Source organism: Bacteroides sp. 519 (genome assembly GCF_010500955.1).
Classification (GTDB): Bacteria; Bacteroidota; Bacteroidia; order Bacteroidales; family Bacteroidaceae; genus Bacteroides.
In genome coordinates this window covers 111066-133918 of sequence record NZ_QVMJ01000001.1, presented here as the reverse complement: position 1 = coordinate 133918, position 22853 = coordinate 111066, and the positions used below count along the sequence as shown (strand labels likewise).

The following is a 22853-nucleotide window of genomic DNA, read 5'->3' as shown; positions in this document are numbered from 1 at the left end:
CGATATCGTACACTTCATTCTTCTCAAATACTACATAACAAACTAAAAATCAGCTATTTGTTGATATGGCACATTAATTGAACTGAAAAATAAAGAATAATACATTAATGTTATGCTTAAAAAAAAACACCTTCTCTTTTTCTCATTCGCAGCAATTCTTAGTTTTGCTTGCTGTAAGAATAAAAATCCTAATATGGATAAAAAAGAACTAATTGATGGATTAAGTAAAAAAGAAGAGCCTGTAAAAGTAGAACCCATTACTATTTCCGAAACACACATACCTGTGCCGGGTATTAAATACGAACCCATAATTAAACGAGCCACTAACTTTGTTCATCTTGATATGTTGGGAGCATTAAATACTCCCCGCAAGTTAAAATTAAGCAATATAACCAGTAAGGTTAAATATTTTCGGATTAAAGAGCCGTTTACTGCTCTTAGAAAAATAATTGAAGTACCATCGGGTTACCTGGTATTACCCCGGCTGGGTCAGTTATATTTGCTGGATAAAGAATTCAATAAGGTAAAGATCATCATGAAAGAAGACATAGAATACACAGAAAAAGGAGATTCTCATATGGTCGACATGAAGGAAGCAATACTTAATATGTGTTACAATGAAAAAACTGATATTATTCATTTTATGTTTACTAAAAGATTTAGTGAAGGATTTATTGTATATGCCCGGCTTAACGATTTAATTGATAATCCCGAAACAGCCTCAAAAGGAAGAATAGAAAGTATAGGTAAAAACGAATTAGCTTTAGTACCCAATGGGTTTGCTACAAATAAATGGAACGATCCAACATTGTATACCTTTAATAACCAAGGAGATACTTTATGCAAACTTAGTCTGGGAAAAGAACCCGACTTACAAAGAAAAGGAGTAATACGATCGGGCGAATCTACAACTAATTATACGTACAGGAACAACTCCTATTTCCGCCCATCCTTTACTAACATAATATACCGTATAGAAAACGAATATACTTTTGAACAAACCTGGCAGATTGATTTTGGCAACAAACAAGTATCACCAACAGATGGAATAAACCCCAGTTATAGCTTGGAGGATAAAATGATTTTAAGAGACTGGGCTGAAACAGATGGTTATGTTTATTGCCGGTTTACACAAAACTACGATTCGCCTAATAACCGCAAAGCAGGAACAGTTAAATACTACCATATTATCTACAATAAAAACACTCGGGAATTATATTCACTCTACAATAACAATTCAAGAGAATATTATATTACCAATGATATAGATGGAGGGCCAGATTTTTGGCCGGAAAGGATAATCGGAGATAAGCCCTACCGGGTAATTAATGGTAAAGAGTACAATGTATTAATCAAGAATTTACCCAACCACACTGCTGCTTTTACCAATGTGGCTGATAATGAAATAATATTAATGACTATTGAATAATCAATTAAAACTATTATGTTTAAACATTACTTAACCGCAGCAATAAGATTGATAAAAAGAAGCATTCTTTTTTCAAGCATTAATATAGTGGGATTTATTCTGGGAATAACAGCTGCATTCCTTATTTACTTGTGGATAGTTGATGAGTTGACATTTGAAGATTTCCACAAAAATAGAGATTCCATCTATAGAGTTGTTGAAGTTTCAAAAGACAGGGGAGGAAGAATCACCGAAACGCCTGTAACTACAGCAGCTTTGGCTAAAGCTTTTCGCGAAGAATTTGCTTCCATAAAAAACGCAACCTTCATAAAATATGAAACGAAATTATCTTTAAAATATAACAACAATATAGTAGAGGGCAAATTCGTTTGGGTTGATTCCTGTTTCTTTGATGTATTTAGCTTTCCTATTGTTGAAGGTAATCCACAACTGATAGGAACAGATCCAAATAATATAGTGATTTCACGAAAATTTGCTCAAAAACTTTTTGGAGATACTCCAGCAACAGGTAAACAGGTGTCATATGAAATCTTTGGAGATAAACACCTCCGTACAGTTGTGGGAGTTGTTGATATACCTAGAAAAAGCCATATACAATTTGAAATAGTACAAAACCCGGATTTATTTCCCCGAATATATAGTTGGAACTTCCAGGAAAGTACCCATGTGTATATCCAAATGGGAACTCAATCTATATCTGGAGTCGATAGAAAAGGAATGAGTAGTATACTTACAAAACATACTGACACAAAAAGTTTGTTATATTTTCAACCATTAACCAATATTCATTTACATACCAATTTCACCGATACTTTAATTGGTAATCATGGAAATAGTTCGCAAATATATCTGTTTGCAGCTTTAGCCATATTGATTATCTTTATGGGAGCTTTTAACTTCACAACTCTATCAACTGCACAAGCATCTTTGCGTTATAAAGAGATTGGAGTACGGAAAGTAACCGGAGCTAAACAAAAAACACTAATCACGCAGTTTCTGTCCGAAAGTACTATTCAGGCATTTATTTCGCTAGCATTAGCACTGGCATTAACCGAATTAATGTTACCTCTTTTTAATTGGGTAGTAGATAAAGACATTTCACTTAGTATAAGTTGGCAGGTTTTACTATTTGTTTTTGGAGGAATCCTGCTTATCGGATGCCTTGCGGGTAGCTACCCGGCCTTTTACCTGTCCACAATCAATCCATTACTTGCTTTTAAAGGAGGACAGAAAACCGGAAAGAAAGGATCGTTTATCAAAGCATTGGTTTGTGTACAGTTCTTCATTGCCATTGTTTTGATAGTATGTACTGTAGTTATGTTTAAACAGCTAAAATACATGCAAAATCAGGATCTGGGATTTGAAAAAGAAAACATTATCTCTGTCAACACCAATCTTTGGTATAATGTAGATGAATACAAACAGGAAATTTTAAAGAACCCAAATGTAATAAGTGTTGCAATGGGAGCGCACATTGTTGATTACATGAAAGGGTATTCCTGGGAAAATAATTTAATGGAATGGGATACACCTTCGGGCGGGGTAGACTCTTTAGCCATGGTTCAGATGTGGGGAGATGGTGATTTTATTAAAACCTTTGGCATTGAACTCTTAAAGGGAGAACTTTTTACCAGCGACACAAAAAGCTATTGGAGTGGTTCATACAACTATCCTACTCTTATTAATGAAACTGCCTGGAAAAGAATGAAGCTGGAAGACCCTATTGGAATGCCAATAAGAAATCCACATCATTCGTGGTCCAAAGGTGTTATTGTAGGAATTGTGAAAGATTTCAATTTTCAACCATTACGCGAAAATATTAAGCCTGTTCTTATAAGATTCAGTCCGGAGTCATTACTTTGGTTACATATTCGTATAGCTCCAAACAACCAACAAGAAACCATTAAATTTCTAGAAGAAAGGTATAGAGAGATGGCTCCTCCATTTTGCAAGGTTTTCAATTATAAATACCTTACCGACAGTTTAATCCAAAGTTATGCCCAAGAACAACAACAAAGTCGTGTTCTTCTTATTTTCACTGTATTATCTATTATTATTGCCATGATGGGAGTATTTGGCCTTGTTGCACTTTCTACCCAACAACGTACCAAAGAAATAGGTGTAAGAAAAGTTATTGGTGCACGTACCAACCGCATTGTAAAAATGTTCTGCAAAGAATATTTACGCTGGATTATTATTTCATTTGCCATTGCTTGTCCGGTTGCATATATCATTATGTACAACTGGTTAAACAGCTTTGCCTATCGCACCAGCCTGAGCTGGTGGATATTCCCTTTGGCAGGAATAATTATCTTCATTATAACAATGATCACAGTTATAGGTCAAACATACCACACAGCATCTCAAAACCCAGTTACATCATTACGTTACGAATAAAAAACAAACTTATGATACGAACAAACAATTTAACTAAAGTATTCCGCACCAGCACAGTGCAGACTACTGCCTTAAATAAAGTGAATCTGCAAATTAATCAAGGCGAATTTGTTGCCATAATGGGACCTTCGGGATGCGGGAAATCTACTTTGCTTAATATTATTGGTTTATTAGATAATCCTACTTCCGGCGAATTATGGTTCGAAGATAAAGAAGTATCTCATTATTCAGAAAACAGCCGAACAGATTTACGCAGCACTAACATTGGATTTGTGTTCCAAAGTTTTAATTTAATTGATGAACTTACAGTATTCGAAAATGTAGAACTACCATTACTTTATGCAGGAGTACCATCGAAAGAAAGAGCTACACGGGTAAATGCGGTTTTAGAACGGATGCAGATTGCTCATCGTACAGAACATTTCCCTCAACAATTATCGGGTGGACAACAACAACGTGTTGCCATTGCAAGAGCCATTGTAACCAATCCTAAAATAATTTTAGCCGATGAACCTACTGGTAATCTTGACTCGGTGAATGGTAGCGAAGTTATGAATCTATTGATCGAACTAAACAAAGAGGGCAGTACCATTATTATGGTAACACACTCGGAAGAAAATGCCCGCATGGCAAACCGACTTATACGAATGATTGACGGAAGTATTCTTACTGAAGTGAACAACTATTGAACTTTTAATGTATAAACTGAATTCAGCTACAGGAAGTTTATGCCCAAAAAACCATCATAAGTATCATAACGCACTTATTTACCTGTGTTTCAGCTTGATACATTATGACAGATGCCCAAAAAGTAAAACATAAGTACCATTTGAAGTATCATAGGGCAAAAACAGTTTCATTATAACTTGAGCTAAAAAAACCAGTAGTTTCATTTTCGTTTCATTCGTTGAAACTACTCGTTTCCTATATAGAAAACCAACTGTTTCCTATGTAGAAAACAAGTAGTTTCCTATGTAGAAAACAGTTGGTTTCCTACCGTGAAACCGCTGGTTTCCTACCGTGAAACAGTTGGCTTCCTACCGTGAAACCATTGGTGTTCTACCATGAAATCTTTAACCCTGTACGTAGAAAACCCCAGCTTTCTATTATAAATTATCTGTTAATAAATAAAGGAACAAAGCACAAACCATGTCTTTTTTATTATTTTTCAATGAAATAAATCACAAAAAGATATATTTATTGCTTTTTTCTTTCTTTTTGTTTGTTAATCTAAAACTTATCATTACTTTTGCAACCGCAATCGTAAAGATTCAAACTTATTAAATAAACCAATAAAAGCTTATCAGTGTTATGAATGCAGCTAAAGTTTTAGACGATTTGAAAAGAAGGTTCCCAAACGAGCCAGAGTATCATCAAGCAGTAGAAGAAGTATTATCTACCATTGAAGAAGAATACAATAAACATCCTGAATTCGACAAAGTAAACCTCATCGAACGTCTTTGCATACCCGAAAGAGTTTATCAATTCCGTATAACCTGGGTTGACGACAAAGGGAATGTTCAAACTAATATGGGTTACCGTGTACAACATAACAATGCTATTGGTCCTTATAAAGGTGGTATCCGTTTCCACAGTTCTGTTAATCTGGGTATTTTAAAATTCCTTGCTTTTGAACAAACATTTAAAAATTCACTGACTACACTGCCTATGGGTGGTGGTAAAGGAGGTTCGGATTTCCACCCACGTGGTAAGAGCAACGCCGAAGTAATGCGTTTTACTCAGGCATTTATGCTTGAACTTTGGCGTCATATTGGCCCAAATACCGATGTACCTGCCGGAGATATTGGTGTTGGTGGCCGTGAAGTAGGTTTTATGTATGGTATGTACAAAAAGCTGACTCACGAATTTACCGGAACCTTTACTGGTAAGGGTCTTGAATTTGGTGGTTCATTGATTCGTCCGGAAGCAACCGGCTACGGTACACTTTATTTCCTTATGGAAATGCTGAAAAACAAAGGCATGGACCTTAAAGGTAAATCTGTTGCTATCTCGGGTTCGGGTAACGTTGCTCAATATGCTGCCGAAAAAGTTATTGAACTGGGTGGTAAAGTGGTTACATTATCAGACTCTGATGGATATATTTACGATCCGGAAGGTATCGACCGCGAAAAGCTTAATTATGTAATGGAACTTAAAAACCTATATCGTGGTCGTATTCGCGAATATGCAGAACAATACGGTTGCAAGTATGTTCAGGGCGAAAAGCCATGGGGAGAAAAATGCGATGTTGCTCTTCCTTGTGCTACTCAGAATGAGCTGAACGGCGATCACGCTAAAGCACTTGTTGCTAACGGATGTATGGCTGTTGCCGAAGGTGCTAACATGCCTTCAACTCCCGAAGCTATCAAGGTATTCCAGGATGCTAAAATTCTTTATGCTCCGGGTAAAGCTGCTAATGCCGGTGGTGTTGCTGTATCAGGTTTAGAAATGACTCAGAACTCATACCGTTTAGGCTGGAGTCGTGAAGAGGTTGATGCAAAATTGAAATCAATCATGCAAAATATTCATGCTGCTTGTGTTCAGTATGGTACTGAAGAAGATGGTTATGTTAACTACGTAAAAGGTGCTAACGTTGCCGGATTCATGAAGGTTGCAAAAGCAATGATGGCTCAGGGGATTGTATAATCAGCAAAATAATCCATAGCTAATAAATAATGAGGGCAGGTTTTACTACTTGCCCTTTTTCTTTTCATTTATTTAGAAGATTTCCTACTCTTTTTTTGCACATAATAATTTAAAATGTGTAATTTCGCACCATTATATTTAACTAAAAATCTACATTTCAGATGGTAATTATTAACAGCTTCAATGAATTTGAGCAGTACGTTGGAAAAGAGTTAGGAGTATCAGAGTATCTTACAATCACACAAGAGCAAATCAATCAGTTTGCCGATGCTACACTGGATCATCAATGGATACATGTTGATGTGGAAAAAGCTAAAACAGAAAGTCCGTATAAAAACACAATAGCACATGGTTACCTTACCCTTTCTGTGCTCCCACATTTATGGGCTCAAATTGCAGAAGTTCGCAATGTGAAATCGCTTATCAATTATGGGATTGATAAATTTAAATTCAATCAGGCAGTAGTAGTAGGTAGTGAAATCCGGTTGAGGGTTAAACTTTTATCAATTGTCAATCTGCGTGGCGTTGCTAAAGCCGAAATGAAAGCCACCATGGAAATAAAAGATAGCAAGAAAAACGCTTTTGAAGGAAATATTATATTCTTGTATAACTTTAGTTAGCAGATAGTAGTTAGTAGATAGTAGTTAGTAGATAGTAGAAACGATGCCGCATGGATTCTTACTACTTACTACTAACTACTAGCTACTAACTACTAGCTACTAACTACTCAAAGAGTAATTTATAATCTCTCTCCCCTGCTTTCTTGGCCCAATCTTCCGGAACAAATTTCCATTGATTCAGAGGTTCTTGTATGCGTTCATTTTCTTGCAGATTGGGTACAACTCTGTTCTCTATATTTTTACCCATAACTGTTATTCTTGTTTCTTTTCGGGTTAAGGCTATTAATTTCAGGTTGTAGGCATCCTCTAAACGAAGATCATTTATATATTTGTTTACCATTGTAGCAGGTGCAACAAATTTCATTACATAATATTCACGGTCAATGGGAAATGACTCTATTTCTGTTCCGTAGTTCATTAACTGTACCAATCCGCGGGCGGCGTCTTCCTCTGGAGTTAGAATTTTATCTATATTAAAAACCTCTAGTATCGCTTTGTGAACATCGTCGATGGCACGTGCATAAATATGCTCTACTTTCATTTGCTTAAGCAAAGCTATTACACGTATCGATGCTCCCAGATCATCGCCAACGGTAACCATTACTACATCTACTGTTTTTAGGGGTAGAACAGATAATGCCGACTCGTCTCTGGCATCCATGGTAAATGCCGTTGCTATTTTATCTTTTATTGCTTCCACTCTTTCGGTATTGATATCTGCACCAATTACTTCGTGTCCCAGATTGGCCAGTTCTTCAGCCAATACATGCCCGTAGTTTCCGAGTCCTATTACAATATACTTCATTTTCAATTTTTAATTAATAATTATTTGTTCCTGCGGATACCTGTATTTAATATCCGGTTTCTGTTTTATAAGTCCTAATATTAAAGTTATAATACCAATACGGCCAATAAACATTAATATTGTTATGAGAATCTTACTATAATCACTTAATAACGGACTGGTGTTTAAACTGGCTCCAGTAGTGCTCAGTGCCGATATACACTCAAAGGTGAGCGACAGCAAGGATAACTCGGGTTCCATGATACTTAATAAAAGAACAGATATAAATATAATACCCAACGACATAACCATAGTAGCATTTGCACGTCGCACTGAGTTTATGGGTATCTCGCGCCCAAAAGCCTCAACTCTATCCGAATTGCGGAGAATTGCAAATAGATTAAGGGTTATTACTGCAAAAGCATTCACTTTAATACCTCCTGCTGTTGATTGCGAGCTTCCTCCAATCCACATCATCAATATATAAAGAAGGATGGTTTGCACTCCAAAGGTTGAAAGATTTACAGTAGTAAATCCACCTGAACGCGGACAAACAGCATTGAAGAAAGCTTGTGTCCATTTATCGCCAACCGATAAGCCGGCAAAAGCATTGTTCCATTCAAAAACAACAAAGAAGATGGTAGTTGCTACAAATAATATTGTGGTGGTGGTTAGGGCTATCCGGGTATTCAGGTTATAAGGATGTAGTAAAAGAACGGGGTCTTCCTCTCTTGAAACAAACAAACTCCAAAAACGTTTGGCATAATATACAATTACATTCTTTAGATTTACCAAAATAGGAAAACCCACGCCACCCAAAATAACCAGGAATGCCATAGTTATCAACAATGAATTGTTTTGCACAACTAAAGGATCGCCTAAATTGCCGGGAAGTGTTGTAAATCCGGCATTGCAGAATCCTGATATAGCATGAAAAGCCGAAAAAAGCAATTCTCCTTTCAAAGACATATCCATAGTGCCATGTATGGTTGCCCAGATTATCAGCATGCCTCCTATCTCTATGGCTAATGTAAAGGCCAATATATAGAGTAAAGTTGAGAATAGCGAATCTATGCTATTTGAGTTCACCATATCGCGCACCACCAACTGATTATACAATGACGTATTACCCATAAAAAACAGGGCAAAAAAACTTGTTAGGGTCATTACTCCCAACCCACCAATTTGCACAAGTATAATTACAATGAACATCCCCTGTGGGGTGAAGGTTGACACAAAATCAACCGACGACAAGCCTGTTATACAAACTGCACTTGTGGCTACAAACAATGAATCGACCCAGGCTATGCCATTTATGGTACATCGTGGCATCATTAACAATCCTGCTCCAATAATAATAAATATGAGAAAACTGCCGGCAAGTATCAATGAAGGGTTTGTTTTTTTACCCAGCAATTTAATAACTGCATGCGAAAGATTCAGGAAAGAGAATATTAATAATACCGTATGGTTATATATATTGCTGGAAAGTATTTTCCATATCGGTGCATAATACTCGTTATTGCCTACTTCGGGAAAAATAGCAGGCAGCGATGCCAGATAAACCAATACGCTCAACACCCATGCCAGTTTACGGTAATTCTGGTTGGGGAAACGGGCATATTGCAGAAAAACATGAAAGGTTATATCTATAAAAAAGACTATCCAGACCACATAATAGAAGGTCTGAATAGCCTGATTTTGTGTTTCGGTTGTACGAAAACCATATTCGTATATAACAACTATAATAAAAAGCAGTGATGCCAGATTAATTACAGTCGACGTTATGTCGAGTATTCTTCGTATAAAAGGCTCTAGTTTTTTATTACGGTCTATTTGATATCTGCGAAAGTGTTTCATTACCAACTGTGTTCTAAAGAATATAATAATGAAACAAAAGAAAGTAAAATCAGTTCACTAAAATTCAAATTCCGCAACTTTCAATAATCCATTTTGTGTAGCTTTCTGTTCTTTTGATAATTGTACACAAACTACTTCACGTTTCTCTTCCTTATCCGAGTACTTGGTAAAAATCTCCAGCATTATGGTCGATGGGCCACTGGCTTTTACCTGCGAATCGCCAAAGTAGTTAACAAAAACTTCATATTTACCTTTTATTGCTTTTTTCAGCATAAACTGTTCCGGGCCATAACCTCTTGTTATGTCTCTGCTTATGCGTCCGCCAATCTTGGTTTCACGATATCCATAGAAACAGGTTTCATTATTCGGATCGGTTACGTGCAAATCGATATCCGTATTATCCATGTTCCAGTTAATTACAACTCTTATATCTACCGGCATGGGAGCTATGAGTTGCTTTTCTATCCCTGACGATTTTAATTTGGTGTTTTTATTTAATATCCGGTTCAATTCCGTAACAACAACTTCTTCAATTCCACAGCTTTTCGACTCAATATTAGTTGCATACGATTGTGTTAATACACTATATAGTGTATCAAGTGCTTCTTGTTGTCGTCCACTATCGTAAAGTGCAAGGGCATAATCGCGATAGCTTTGCGGTTCCATGGGGCGCCACTGAATTACTTTATTACAAATATAAATTTCCAACTCATATTCGTTATACTCTTTTAATCTATAGCCTAACAAACGGAATAAGGAAGCATTCTCTACCTCTAACTCGGCAATGGAGGTAAGAATACGGAGTGCTTTTTCTTTGTCATTTAATTTATAAAACCAATCGGCCATATCAAAATAAAAAGTTGGGGTATTGATGTATTCCTCACGAAGACGCAAATAAACAGCATAATCTTCATCGGCTTTACCTTTTAATGATTTCATGTATTCACTATCCTGTTTAAGGGGAGTTATGCGTATTTGGGGTTGAGATGGTTCACTTACCATCTTAGTCATAGCCATTGGTATTATTTCCTCTTCAAATGCTACATCAGCAAATGCCATATCAGCTAGCTCATCCGACGAGATTTCTCTCATCTCTTCTTGATATTCCACAACGTCTAATATTTCCGGTACCTCTTGCTGCCTATGTTCGTTTTCGCTATCGGGTACAGGATATTTCGACTTTTGCTTTTTAATGTCTCTATTCCACCATTCCTGCAATACATTTGCTTCTGCAATAGCATTGTTTAACAAACTAGTTCGTGTTTGTACCTGTTGTGCCGACCGTTCTTTCATTCTACGGTAATACTCATCTTGTAATTCAAAAGGAGGTACTATATCATATTGTATGTAATCTTCTATTGTTTCTAACACTATTAGCGAAGTGTTACGTGTAACAATACCAAATTGTTTACCCAACTCTGTTAACTCCTCCTTATTTTGCTCATAAGCCATATCAAGCTCATTGATTTTCTTTTGTGCCCAGATACGATGAATGTTTCCTTCGCGATTGGCCTGGTTGGCATTCAACGAAACAAGAACACGTTTTTCTACTTTATTACCGTATCCAAACAGTAAAACCAGTTGAGTTTGTGGAACATCTGTTATACCTGCAATCGAAAAGTTATTCCGGACAGGAGTAGCAACAGAAGGGTATACCTCTTTTATATTATCTGTTTTTTCTACTCCCAAAAAGTGTAACGTTTCGGTAGTCAGTTCTTCTTTAAGTTGGGTTGCCGACAACGAATTGAGATTTATAAATTTACCATTGGTTTGAGCAGCTATCAGTTTCAATGCACTATAATCGGCCACTGCGGCCGATACTATGCAGTGAATAGATTTATTTGAATCATTTTGGCGTACTCGAGGCCACATAACTTTTTGATCTTTCGGAAAGAAATCTGCATTACTCAACGTAGAAAGGCCATCCGAGAATAGCAGGAATTCTTTATCCGGAAGTGTTGCTGTTCTTACTGCACTATAATTTGTTCCACCATCGTATATTACAGATTCCAGTGCTTTCTTCAAATCATCCCAGTTACCATTTGTTATTTTATATGTTCCGGATTTTGTAAATTTGTTATTCAGGAGGTAAAGAGAAACTGTAAGATCTTTTGTTTCGGTTACAATTTGCTGTATAACTTCCAGGTCCTTTTTTGTATCGCGTTTTAAACCACTTAATGATGCATCCCAGATAATTCCAATATGGTTGCTCCACTGTTTGGTACGTACTTTTTTTTCGGGGAAACAACTGGCTACAAAATAATAACTACCCGACGCCGATTGCATTGAAACCATAGGAATCTCCTTTTGTATAGGTAAAGAAAAAGTAACCGACCGTTCGGGCTTATAGTTTTTACGTGAGAAAGCTGCTGTATAGTTAGTTCCTGCTTTATCAAAAACCAATTCGTTTGCCTTATCTGTTTGTGGTTTTACCGATCCTTGCAAAACAGTGGCTTTTAACGAGAAGTTTTCGATAGCTTCTTTGTAGTCCATCGGCAAATTGTAGCACAATGAATTACCTTCGATAGGGAGTTCTTCTTCGTAGCCAATAGAAATGGTTCGTGTACCATGAGCGGGGATAGGATAGATACGTGTACGGAAATTATTTCCTTCTACACGTTCCAGCAATCCGGGGTCTACCCTGCGGTGTACTATTTCTTCGAATACCTGAGTTGCCTTGGCTTTCTCTACAGGCACTGCTTCGCGCATTTTACCATTAATATCTAATGCATAATGGCTGGCGGTAACACCATTGGGCAACGGAAACAACAATTCTCCTTCAAGAACTTTACTTGTACGGTTTTTAAATGTCATGGTGAATTTGGTCAACGCCACATTCCCTGTTACTTCCACCTGAATATCAAGCGATTGCAAATACACTTCCGCACTATTTTTATTATTAACGTTAAGCACAGGTATTTGCGCATACGTACTGTTGGCTATAATTGCCATACAGATAATCAATTTTACCAAATAAGGTTTCATAGTCATTGCTTTTATTATTTACTGTATAGATTCGTTTTTTTGTGAATTCCATAAAAGTGGATGTTATTTAATTGTTAATTTGTATTAATGGCTTATTTAATGCTTAGCCCTATAAAGTTTATCTTCCTTTTTATTCTATCAAAGATAATAGATTTTACTATAGACAGGCACCCTCTATTTGGCGGAAGATAGTTATAATCTAAGTAAAAACATCTTCATTTTAATTTCAATATGAAGATTTATAATTAACTTTGGCATCAATTTACATAAAATACGAACATTATGAGTAATAAGACAAAACGTTTCATTCTTCCCGAAGATGAAATTCCACGTTACTGGTACAATATACAGGCTGAAATGAAAAACAAACCGATGCCTCCGTTGCATCCGGGAACCAAACAGCCATTAAAAGCAGAAGATTTATTTCCTATTTTCGCTGAAGAGCTAAGCCGCCAGGAACTGGACCAGGAAAATGCCTGGATTGAGATTCCTGAAGAAGTTCGCGAAATGTACAAATACTATCGTAGTACTCCGCTTGTTCGTGCTTACGGACTTGAAAAAGCACTTGGTACTCCTGCACATATTTATTTTAAGAATGAAAGTGTTAGTCCGATAGGTTCGCACAAACTTAACTCTGCCTTGGCACAAGCTTATTATTGCAAGCAGGAAGGGATTACCAACATCACTACCGAAACCGGTGCAGGACAATGGGGAGCGGCTTTATCGTATGCAGCTAAAATATTTGGACTTGAAGCTGCTGTGTATCAGGTAAAAATAAGCTATGAGCAGAAACCATACCGCCGAAGCATTATGCAAACATTTGGTGCACAGGTTACTCCTTCGCCATCTATGTCGACCCGCGCAGGTAAGGATATACTTACTGCAAATCCCCTGTATCAGGGTTCGTTGGGTACCGCCATTTCGGAAGCTATTGAACTGGCTCAAACCACACCTAACTGTAAATACACATTGGGGTCTGTGCTTAGCCATGTAGCCTTACACCAAACAATTATTGGTTTGGAAGCCGAAAAGCAGATGGAAATGGCCGGTGAATATCCCGATATTGTAGTAGCCTGTTTTGGTGGTGGCTCTAACTTTGCCGGTATTACATTTCCATTTATGCGCCATACCATTCTGGAAGGAAAGAAAACCCGCTATATAGCCGCCGAACCTGCATCGTGTCCTAAGCTAACGCGTGGTAAATTCCAATACGACTTTGGCGATGAGGCCGGTTATACTCCACTTTTACCCATGTACACTCTAGGACACAATTTTGCTCCGGCAAATATTCATGCTGGTGGTTTACGTTACCATGGTGCAGGTGTAATTGTATCGCAGTTACTGAAAGATGGTTATATGGAAGCCGTTGATATTAAACAACTTGAATCGTTTGATGCTGGTATGTTGTTTGCCCGTGCCGAAGGTATTATCCCGGCTCCTGAATCGACTCATGCTATTGCGGCTGCTATAAATGAGGCCAATAAATGCAAAGAAACAGGCGAGGAAAAGGTTATCTTATTCAATCTTTCGGGCCATGGATTGCTTGACATGACATCGTATGATAAGTATCTGGCTGGTGACCTTGTGAATTATTCTTTGACGGATGAGGATGTTCAGGGTAATTTGGATAAGATAGGGGATTTGGTGTAATTTATTTTTAGACACGGATTGCGCGGATTAAAAACACGGATTTAATTTATCTGGGTTTTAAATCCGCGCAATTTGTGTTTTTGAAACAGTCACATTTTTGCATTATGAGAAGTTTTTTATATCAATCTTCAAAATAAATAGTAATTTTGTGACAACTAAATAAACGTAATAACATGGGCACCTTCCTTACAGATATTAAAGTTGTTAAACTTTTGCATCTTCAAGATTTCAATATTCATATTGATAATGAAGAGAAAAAACATCTGATCATCACAGGAAAAAATGGAACAGGAAAAACATTACTGTTAAACGCTATTGGCGAATATTTGAATGTTTTTATAAAACATGAAGCAGAAAGTCTTTTACCTCAATTAGATAATATAAATTGGTCACATCTTACTGGTGGAGTTGAACTAACTTTCAATAATCCTAATAATTTAGCCAAATCTATTGATAAAAGCCAGTTCATCCTTGCCTTTTACGAAGCTGAACGTGGAACAAGCAAGTCCATGGTAGAGCCAGAATCTCCAGATAAGCCCAATCTGCAACCTGTTCAATATATAAAAGCAAAAAAAACAAATGAATTTCTTAAATTCCTAGCTGATTTAAAAATACAAGAAGCCCTGGCACAAGTAGCAAATCAAACAGAAGATGTAAATAACATCCAACAATGGTTTGTTAACTTTGAAGAAATTCTAAAGGATATTTTTGAAGATAGAAATTTAAAACTACAATTCAATTACAAAGATTATTCTTTCAAGATTGCCTCGCAAGGTAAAATTTTCGGTTTTAATCACTTCTCTGATGGTTATTATGCTATTATAGACATAGCTGCAGATTTAATTTTGAAAATGCAGGAAGAGAACAGATACAACAGGGTATTCGATAAGGAAGGGATTGTACTTATTGATGAAATAGAAACTCATTTGCACCTTGAATTACAACGACTTATCCTACCATTACTAACCCGGATATTTCCTAATATACAATTTATTGTAACCACACATTCTCCTTTTGTGTTAGGGTCTTTATCCAATGCTATTGCATTTGATTTGGAACGTAAACAGATAATTAGTGATGACTTGACAGATTATTCATACGAATCTTTAGCCGAAGGATATTTTGGAGTAGAAACCATATCGGGAGATTTGGAAAACAGGATAGAGCGTTTAAAAGAGTTGGTACACAAAGAACGTAATACCACAGAAGATGAAGAGATGAACTTGCTGCTGAGTGATTTCGAAAAAATACCAGAGGCAGTGGCTCCCAATATAAAAAGTGCTTATTTTCAACTTAAAAGAGAATTGCTTAAATAGAGGAAACTATGATAAGAATCCGAAAAAGCGAAAGCGTTCCTCATATAAAAGCGAATTACAATACAGATGAAATATGTAATTTAATACATATTGATCAAGACGAAAAATGTTATTTGTGCGAACGAAAGTTAGGTACTGATTACGAAATAGAACATTTAAAATCTCAGAAAAATTTCTCCGATTTAGTTAGAGAATGGAGCAATTTATTTCTTAGTTGTAGCTATTGCAATGGAAGAAAAACCAACATATATGACAACATTATTAATCCGGTGGAAAATAACCTGGAAAATATTATTGTACACATAGATGAACCAATAAGCAATAGAGTCCATTTTACAACAACTAATCAAGATGAAAGTATTAAACATACTATTTCTTTGCTGCAAAGACTATTTAATGGAAAAGGAAATCTCCGAAATTTAAGAGAAACCAAATTTTATGATGAATATCGTAGAAAAATGAATATCTTCCAATCTTACATTGATAAGTTTCTTACAGGCATAGAAGTAGAAAAGCATCGGGATCTTATTATCACAGAACTAGATATAAAAAGTGAATATCTAGGATTTAAATATTCCATAATTATTGGTCATGAACGATTAGTTAATGAATTCAGCTCCTATATTATCTGGAATAAAAAATAATTCTAACTAAAACTAAATACTATGCAAAAAAGAAAATTATTACTCCCAGTACTTAGTTCTCTGGCCATATCCGGCTTTGCCACAGATTACACAAACATTGTCCTCATTAACCTTGATGATGTTGGATATGGCGATTTCTCTTTCAATGGCGCTTATGGATACAAAACTCCTAACATTGACCGGATGGCTGCCGAGGGTATACGATTTACCCATTTTCTGGCTTGTCAACCTATTAGTGGGGCATCGCGTGCTGGATTACTAACCGGATGTTATCCCAACCGAATAGGATTTGCCGGCGCACCAGGTCCGGGCTCTGATTATGGTATTCATCCGGATGAGATGACTATGGGCGAGCTTTTAAAACAAAAAGGATACAACACTGCTATTTATGGTAAATGGCATCTGGGGGATGCACCGGAGTTTATGCCTCTTCAAAATGGGTTCGACGAATATTATGGCCTCCCCTACTCCAACGATATGTGGCCTTTCCATCCACAACAGGGAGAAGTTTTCAACTTTCCCGATTTACCAACGTACGAAGGAAACAAGATTGTAGGATACAATACAGACCAGACCAAATTTACAACAGATTATACCAACCGTACAATAAACTTTATCAAGAAGAATCGTAAACAGCCGTTCTTTGTGTATCTGGCACATTCTATGCCGCACGTTCCGTTGGCTGTATCCGATAAATTCAAAGGTAAAAGTGAACAGGGCTTGTTTGGAGATGTTATGATGGAGATTGACTGGAGCGTGGGCGAAATTCTGAAAACGTTGCGCGAACTAGGACTGGAAGATAACACATTAGTTATTTTGACTTCTGATAACGGTCCGTGGGCCAATTACGGTAATCACGCCGGATCAGCCGGAGGATTACGTGAGGCCAAAGCTACTACTTTTGATGGTGGAAACCGCATTCCATGTATCATGTATTGGAAAGGAAAGGTAGAGCCGGGCAGTACCTGCAATAAACTGGCATCTAATATCGACTTGTTTCCAACATTTGCCGAAATTACAAAAGCCCCTCTGCCAACCAGAAAGATTGATGGTATCAGCATGTTGCCATTAATAAAGAATGAGAAGGATGCTAATCCGCGTGAAGCATTTGTATATTATTTCAAAAGAAATGATCTGGAAGCTGTTACCGATGGTATGTTCAAACTGGTTTTCCCACACGTATATACTACTTACGGGGCTTATGCACCAGGCAATGATGGTCAACCAGGCAAACTGACTAATATTGATTTGCAAAAAGCTGAATTGTATGATCTACGTCGTGATCCGGGCGAACGCTATGATGTATTTGCGCAATATCCGGAAGTAGCAATTAAATTAATGAAGATTGCAGATGGGTACCGGGAAACACTGGGGGATAATCTTACCAGAAAGAAAGGTACTGAAAGACGGGAAGCTGGGAAGACAAAGAAATAGAATATAGTTAAAAATGATTTAGATTTAGAACACAGAGACACAGAGACACAGAGTTAAATAGAAAACTCTGTGTCTTTGTGTCTCTGTGTTCTAAAGACCCCATCAGTTAAATATTGTTTATTAATCAACATTCATCCTATTTCTGATGAAATACTCATTATATTTAACTCCATCTTATACATTAAAAATTATCAATATGAAATACATCGGAGCACATGTTAGCGCCGCCGGCGGAGTTGAGAACTGCCCTATTAATGCGCATAATATAGAAGCAAATGCTTTTGCTTTATTTACCAAAAACCAACGGCAATGGGTTGGCAAGCCATTAACCGATTCAAACATCAAACTATTTAAGGAGAATTGTTTGAAGTATAATTTTAAGCCCGAATATATTCTTCCGCACGATAGTTACCTTATTAATCTGGGACATCCTGAAGCAGATGCTATTGAAAAAAGCCGTGCAGCCTTTCTGGACGAAATGCAACGATGCGAGCAATTGGGACTAAAATTATTAAACTTTCACCCAGGCAGTCACCTGAACGGAATAAGTATTGAAGACTGTTTAATGAGAGTTGCCGAAAGCATCAATATTACACTAGACAAAACTCAGGGAGTAACCGCGGTTATTGAAAATACCGCCGGACAAGGAAGCAATGTGGGCAATGAGTTCTGGCATCTGAAATACATTATTGATCATGTACACGATAAAAGCCGTGTAGGTGTATGCTTGGACACCTGCCATACCTATGTTGCCGGATACGATATGGTAAACAACTACGAAGAGGTTTTTAATAAGTTCGAAGAGGAAGTAGGATTCAACTATCTGCGGGCCATCCACCTTAACGATACTCTAAAGGCTGTGGGAAGCCACTCCGACAGACACGCAAGCATTGGAGAAGGACTACTGGGAGTAGATTTTTTCCGTAAAATGATGAACGATCCGCGGTTTGATAACATGCCACTGGTACTGGAAACTCCCGACGAAACAAGGTGGAAAGAGGAGATTGCTTTGCTAAAAAGTTTAATTGTATAAATTCAGAATAAAAAAGATATTAAAAAACCACCCCATCATTTATTTGTTTTTAAGGTTTTTATATTTACTTTTGTGTGAGCGAATTATAACAACACCTACTAAGCAATGTCAATTATGAAACATGTTATTACCGTAATACTATTTATGGTATTATCCTTACCAGCCTACTCGGGTAAGATTAGTATAAAAAATATAAAGTTAGAGAGGGAAAGAAATAAAGTTTCGGTTGAGTTCACTGTTAAAATACCCCGTAATACGGTTCGTAGAGATTTCCGTTTGTTTGTTACGCCTCAACTTTATAACGACAACGGATCCATGGATTTGAAGACGTTTACCATAGCAGGAGGTAAAAACCAGAAACGCGAAAGAAAAAGAACTGTGAAGGAAAAAAGTATGTGGGATAACCAAAATATAGATAATGGTACCACCTTTAAGTACACCATGACAGTAAAATACGAACCGTGGATGGAAAACAACCTCAGCCTGCGTATTAATAAAACAGGCGAAGGCACAGCCATATATGGTACCAGCGAAAGTTTAGGAACATCACTTATTGCCGGTCCGATTGAGCTTCCTTTACCGGATAATCCGATTGTAACTCCTGCAACACCCGATACAAAACGAATCGATCCGCTTACACTTGCCAGCTATCCTTTCCTGGTGAAAGTTGGAAAAACACCAACAATGGACAAATCAACAACCATTCAGTTTGATGTTGCCAATGCTACTATCGACCTGAATTCGTTCTCCAACAATGCCAGTATCAAGAAAATAATGGATGCCATTAACCTGATACGTAACAACAAATACACCAAATTAGAAAAGATAACCATAATTGGATATGCTTCACCCGAAGGTAATCATGGATTCAATGAAGAACTGTCGGCCAACCGTGCTAATGCGCTTGCCCAGTTATTGGAACAACAAATGAGTATACCTAAAGAAATGTTCGAAGTACAAGCCGGTGGCGAAAACTGGCACGACCTGACTTCACTGACCGAAAGAATGGGTATATCGCATAAAGACCAAATCAAGAAGATTGTGGAAGAAACTCCGGAGGAACAACGAAACAATCGTTTAAAAATGCTGGATGGGGGTCGCCCATATAGAAGCTTACTTGAAGTGTTATATCCACGTTTACGTAGCGCACACCACATTGCTGTATGGTACTCCGACAAACCCGACCTGGTACCCGATATTGTAAACAGTGCCATAGCTAAATTTGAAACCAACAACTACAATGCTGCTTTAGAAATACTGATGAGTGTTAAGGATGATTCACGCTCATGGAACGCAATTGGTAGCTGCTATATGATGCTAGGTAATTTTGTCGAAGCCCGTAAATGGTTAAGCTGGGCAGCCGAAGTGGGTGACGAGATTGCTAAAAGAAACTTAGAACTTATTTAAATTGAAAATTTCACCACAGAGGACACAGAGTTTTATTTTTTCTCTATGTCATCTGTGGTGAAATTTTCAATTTTCAATTATTATTAATCACTACTCCATTAGTAGCTTTCCTTTCTAAAGAATTAACCGGACCAACTTTATAAAGTGCCGCATTATTTACCGAACGTACACTTCTTCCTTTATAAGTACCATCAATCAATTCCAAAGCAACTTTCAGAAGACGTTCGTTAGGATCACCTAAAGGCAATATATCTACAAAGCTAACATAGCCTTTGTCATCGTAATCAAATATATCTCCTTGATCATAATCGGGTTCAAAGCCATTTTTGTAATCCGAAAAGCCTTCCGAATTAGATATTAAAGCTACAATAGGATGCATTTCCCATGTTTCATCATCATTAAAATATGGCTGTGAGGCTACATTTTTACCTTCGGTTTGCCGTCCAATTACAACAACGTTCATATAGGGTCTGAGACAATTAATAACTGCCTCGGATGCCGAAGCGCTTGTACTGCTAACCAATACATATAATGTAGTCATATTAAGATTTTCACCCTTTGGCTTTTTGGGAATTTCCAACATATTTTTGTTCATTGAGAAAGAAGCTTTCTTACCCGATTTGTATTGCAAATATCCTAACGTGCTACCTAACTTACTTTGAGGTCCAAGGATAGAACATAACACTTGAACACAAGTTAAGAAACCACCATTGTTGTAACGAAGGTCTAAAATAAATTCATCAACTCCTTTAAATTTACTGCTTGATAAACTTCGTAGTTCATCATCATAAACAGTATCTTCATCATTACCATCATTAAACTGATTATAAACCAGATAACCCACTTTTTTATTCCCCCGGGTTATTACATCCGAATAAAAAACCGGATTGTTTTCTACCTTGCGGGCGGCAGCTATGTCAACAAGCCTTTCATCCACAAATTTATCAGTCTTTGCATCATAATTATAAATGGTAAATGTTGTGGCACCATCTCCATACAGCGAATATACATCATCATCGGTAATAATTTCTTTACCATCATTTTTTAATATCATATCGCCTCGTTCCAATCCTGCTTTAGAAGCTGGCGAATTTGGAAGTACATATAGAATAAAAGCCCCAATGTTTCCATCACTGAAACGCACCGTTTGAAACTCAAAACCATAAGTTGTTTCTTGAATAAACCCGCGAGATTTATTTGTTAAGTCAGTAATATAAGAATAAGGATAATGCTTACCATCATACCATTTGCCATCTTCTTTAGATAATAATGATTTAAAAAAAGACTCGGGAGTAGAAAAATAGTTTGGTGTTTTTGTGGTACCTTCCCAATAGTAATGCTCCTTCATGGTGTCTTCTACCCATGCTAATGTTTCGGGCCGTTCATCTTTGGGCTTTTTATCATTGTCTTTGCATGCTACAAAAAAGATGCAGAGCAGTGCGAATAAAAGAAATTTTGTATACTTCATATAACGTATGTTTATCTGATTTCTACAAAAATACGGATTTTATTGAATTCATGTATTAATTACACTAACATTTTATACTTACACTTTCATTCGTATACAAAGAAACAGGATTCAATTTGCAACAAACAAAGCATATTTATGTAATTAATTAACAGTTAATAGATATTTTAAATGGGATAACGACAACCAAACCACCCCCTTCTTTGTTTTTTTGATTATTTTTGTGACTGAAAGAATAGAGTATTAACAATCTAAATAACAATCCAAAAGAATGAAAAAAATCAGAGCAGCCATTGTTGGATATGGCAACATTGGAAAATATGTATTGGAAGCGCTTCAGGCAGCCCCCGATTTTGAACTTGCAGGTGTGGTACGTCGTAACGGAGCCGAGAATAAACCTACCGAACTTAATGATTATCCGGTTGTAAAAAACATAAAAGAATTACAGGATATTGATGTAGCAATTCTGTGTACACCTACCCGCAGCGTAGAAAAATATGCTAAAGAATACCTTGCTATGGGTATTAATACGGTTGATAGCTTCGATATTCATACAGGTATTGTTGATTTACGCAAAGAATTGAGTAAAGTAGCACAGGAAAACAATGCAGTAGCAATTATTTCGGCCGGATGGGATCCGGGAAGTGACTCGGTAGTACGTACATTGCTCGAGGCTATTGCCCCCAAAGGAATTACCTACACCAACTTCGGCCCGGGCATGAGCATGGGGCACACCGTTGCCGTAAAAGCCATTGATGGAGTGAAAGCTGCATTGTCAATGACTATTCCTACAGGTACAGGTATTCACCGCCGCATGGTTTACATTGAACTTGAAGAAGGGTATAAATTCGAAGATGTAGCTGCTGCTATTAAAGCGGATGCTTACTTTGTGAAAGACGAAACGCATGTTACCCAAGTTCCTTGTGTTGACGATCTACTGGATATGGGACATGGGGTAAACCTCACCCGCAAAGGGGTATCGGGCAAAACACAGAATCAACTGTTCGAATTCAATATGCGTATCAATAACCCTGCCCTTACTGCACAGGTGTTGGTTTGCACAGCTCGCGCTTCAATGAAACAACGCCCGGGATGTTATACTATGATCGAGGTTCCGGTTATTGATTTGTTGTTTGGGGATAGGGACGAGTTGATTGCACACCTTGTTTAGTTGAGAGTT

General features: G+C 37.2%; 16 protein-coding genes. 12 read left to right on the top strand and 4 right to left on the bottom strand.

The annotated features are described in order from the left end of the window. Positions 1–193 precede the first annotated feature (193 nt). From D0T85_RS00520 to D0T85_RS00500, 5 genes are all read left to right on the top strand, one after another. Positions 194–1429, top strand: a complete 1236-nt coding sequence (locus tag D0T85_RS00520) for a DUF4933 domain-containing protein (protein WP_163209157.1) — start codon at positions 194–196, stop codon at positions 1427–1429. Positions 1430–1444: 15 nt separating this feature from the next. Continuing rightward, positions 1445–3826, top strand: a complete 2382-nt coding sequence (locus D0T85_RS00515) for an ABC transporter permease (protein ID WP_163209155.1) — start codon at positions 1445–1447, stop codon at positions 3824–3826. An 11-nt stretch (positions 3827–3837) separates the two neighbouring features. Then, a complete protein-coding gene (locus D0T85_RS00510; RefSeq protein ID WP_163209153.1) occupies positions 3838–4515 on the top strand; it encodes an ABC transporter ATP-binding protein in 678 nt (225 codons plus the stop codon). A gap of 622 nt (positions 4516–5137) precedes the next feature. Beyond that, positions 5138–6472 carry an NADP-specific glutamate dehydrogenase gene (locus D0T85_RS00505; RefSeq protein ID WP_163209151.1) on the top strand — a complete coding sequence of 445 codons (1335 nt, stop codon included), beginning with the start codon at positions 5138–5140 and terminating at the stop codon, positions 6470–6472. 161 nt (positions 6473–6633) lie between these two features. Then, positions 6634–7092, top strand: coding sequence for a MaoC family dehydratase (locus D0T85_RS00500; protein WP_163209149.1), 459 nt, complete (start codon positions 6634–6636; stop codon positions 7090–7092). 103 nt (positions 7093–7195) lie between these two features. On the opposite strand, the gene D0T85_RS00495 is transcribed toward D0T85_RS00500, so the two are convergent. The 3 genes from D0T85_RS00495 to D0T85_RS00485 are packed head-to-tail and all read right to left on the bottom strand — an operon-like array spanning position 7196 to position 12721. After that, the gene (locus D0T85_RS00495; RefSeq protein ID WP_163209147.1) at positions 7196–7897 is read right to left on the bottom strand and encodes a TrkA family potassium uptake protein; all 702 of its coding nucleotides are present in this window, start codon (positions 7895–7897) and stop codon (positions 7196–7198) included. A gap of 9 nt (positions 7898–7906) precedes the next feature. Further along, entirely contained in the window at positions 7907–9736 is a 1830-nt protein-coding gene (locus D0T85_RS00490; protein WP_163209145.1) for a TrkH family potassium uptake protein, read from the bottom strand. A gap of 57 nt (positions 9737–9793) precedes the next feature. Next, on the bottom strand, positions 9794–12721 hold the full coding sequence (locus D0T85_RS00485) for a VIT domain-containing protein (RefSeq protein WP_163209143.1): 2928 nt from the start codon (positions 12719–12721) through the stop codon (positions 9794–9796). A 282-nt stretch (positions 12722–13003) separates the two neighbouring features. Here D0T85_RS00485 and D0T85_RS00480 point away from each other — a divergent pair, with 282 nt between their 5' ends. The 6 genes from D0T85_RS00480 to D0T85_RS00455 all read left to right on the top strand — a co-directional run bounded on the left by D0T85_RS00480 (position 13004) and on the right by D0T85_RS00455 (position 20205). After that, positions 13004–14371, top strand: coding sequence for a TrpB-like pyridoxal phosphate-dependent enzyme (locus D0T85_RS00480; protein ID WP_163209141.1), 1368 nt, complete (start codon positions 13004–13006; stop codon positions 14369–14371). A gap of 173 nt (positions 14372–14544) precedes the next feature. Further along, a complete protein-coding gene (locus tag D0T85_RS00475) occupies positions 14545–15687 on the top strand; it encodes an AAA family ATPase (protein WP_163209139.1) in 1143 nt (380 codons plus the stop codon). Between the two features lie 8 nt (positions 15688–15695). Beyond that, positions 15696–16331: an HNH endonuclease gene (locus D0T85_RS00470; protein WP_163209137.1), complete on the top strand. Its 636-nt coding sequence runs from the start codon at positions 15696–15698 to the stop codon at positions 16329–16331. Positions 16332–16352: 21 nt separating this feature from the next. Continuing rightward, positions 16353–17765, top strand: coding sequence for a sulfatase (locus D0T85_RS00465; RefSeq protein ID WP_163209135.1), 1413 nt, complete (start codon positions 16353–16355; stop codon positions 17763–17765). A gap of 196 nt (positions 17766–17961) precedes the next feature. Continuing rightward, complete coding sequence (gene nfo / locus D0T85_RS00460; protein ID WP_163209133.1) at positions 17962–18798, top strand: deoxyribonuclease IV; 837 nt, start codon at positions 17962–17964, stop codon at positions 18796–18798. Between the two features lie 114 nt (positions 18799–18912). Then, a complete protein-coding gene (locus tag D0T85_RS00455; protein WP_163209131.1) occupies positions 18913–20205 on the top strand; it encodes an OmpA family protein in 1293 nt (430 codons plus the stop codon). Positions 20206–20278: 73 nt separating this feature from the next. On the opposite strand, the gene D0T85_RS00450 is transcribed toward D0T85_RS00455, so the two are convergent. After that, positions 20279–21673 (bottom strand): S41 family peptidase, encoded by a 1395-nt coding sequence (locus D0T85_RS00450; RefSeq protein ID WP_163209129.1) that lies wholly within the window; start codon positions 21671–21673, stop codon positions 20279–20281. Positions 21674–21944: 271 nt separating this feature from the next. On the opposite strand from D0T85_RS00450, the gene D0T85_RS00445 reads away from it, so the two are divergent. Then, positions 21945–22844, top strand: a complete 900-nt coding sequence (locus D0T85_RS00445; RefSeq protein WP_163209127.1) for a diaminopimelate dehydrogenase — start codon at positions 21945–21947, stop codon at positions 22842–22844. Positions 22845–22853 lie beyond the last annotated feature (9 nt).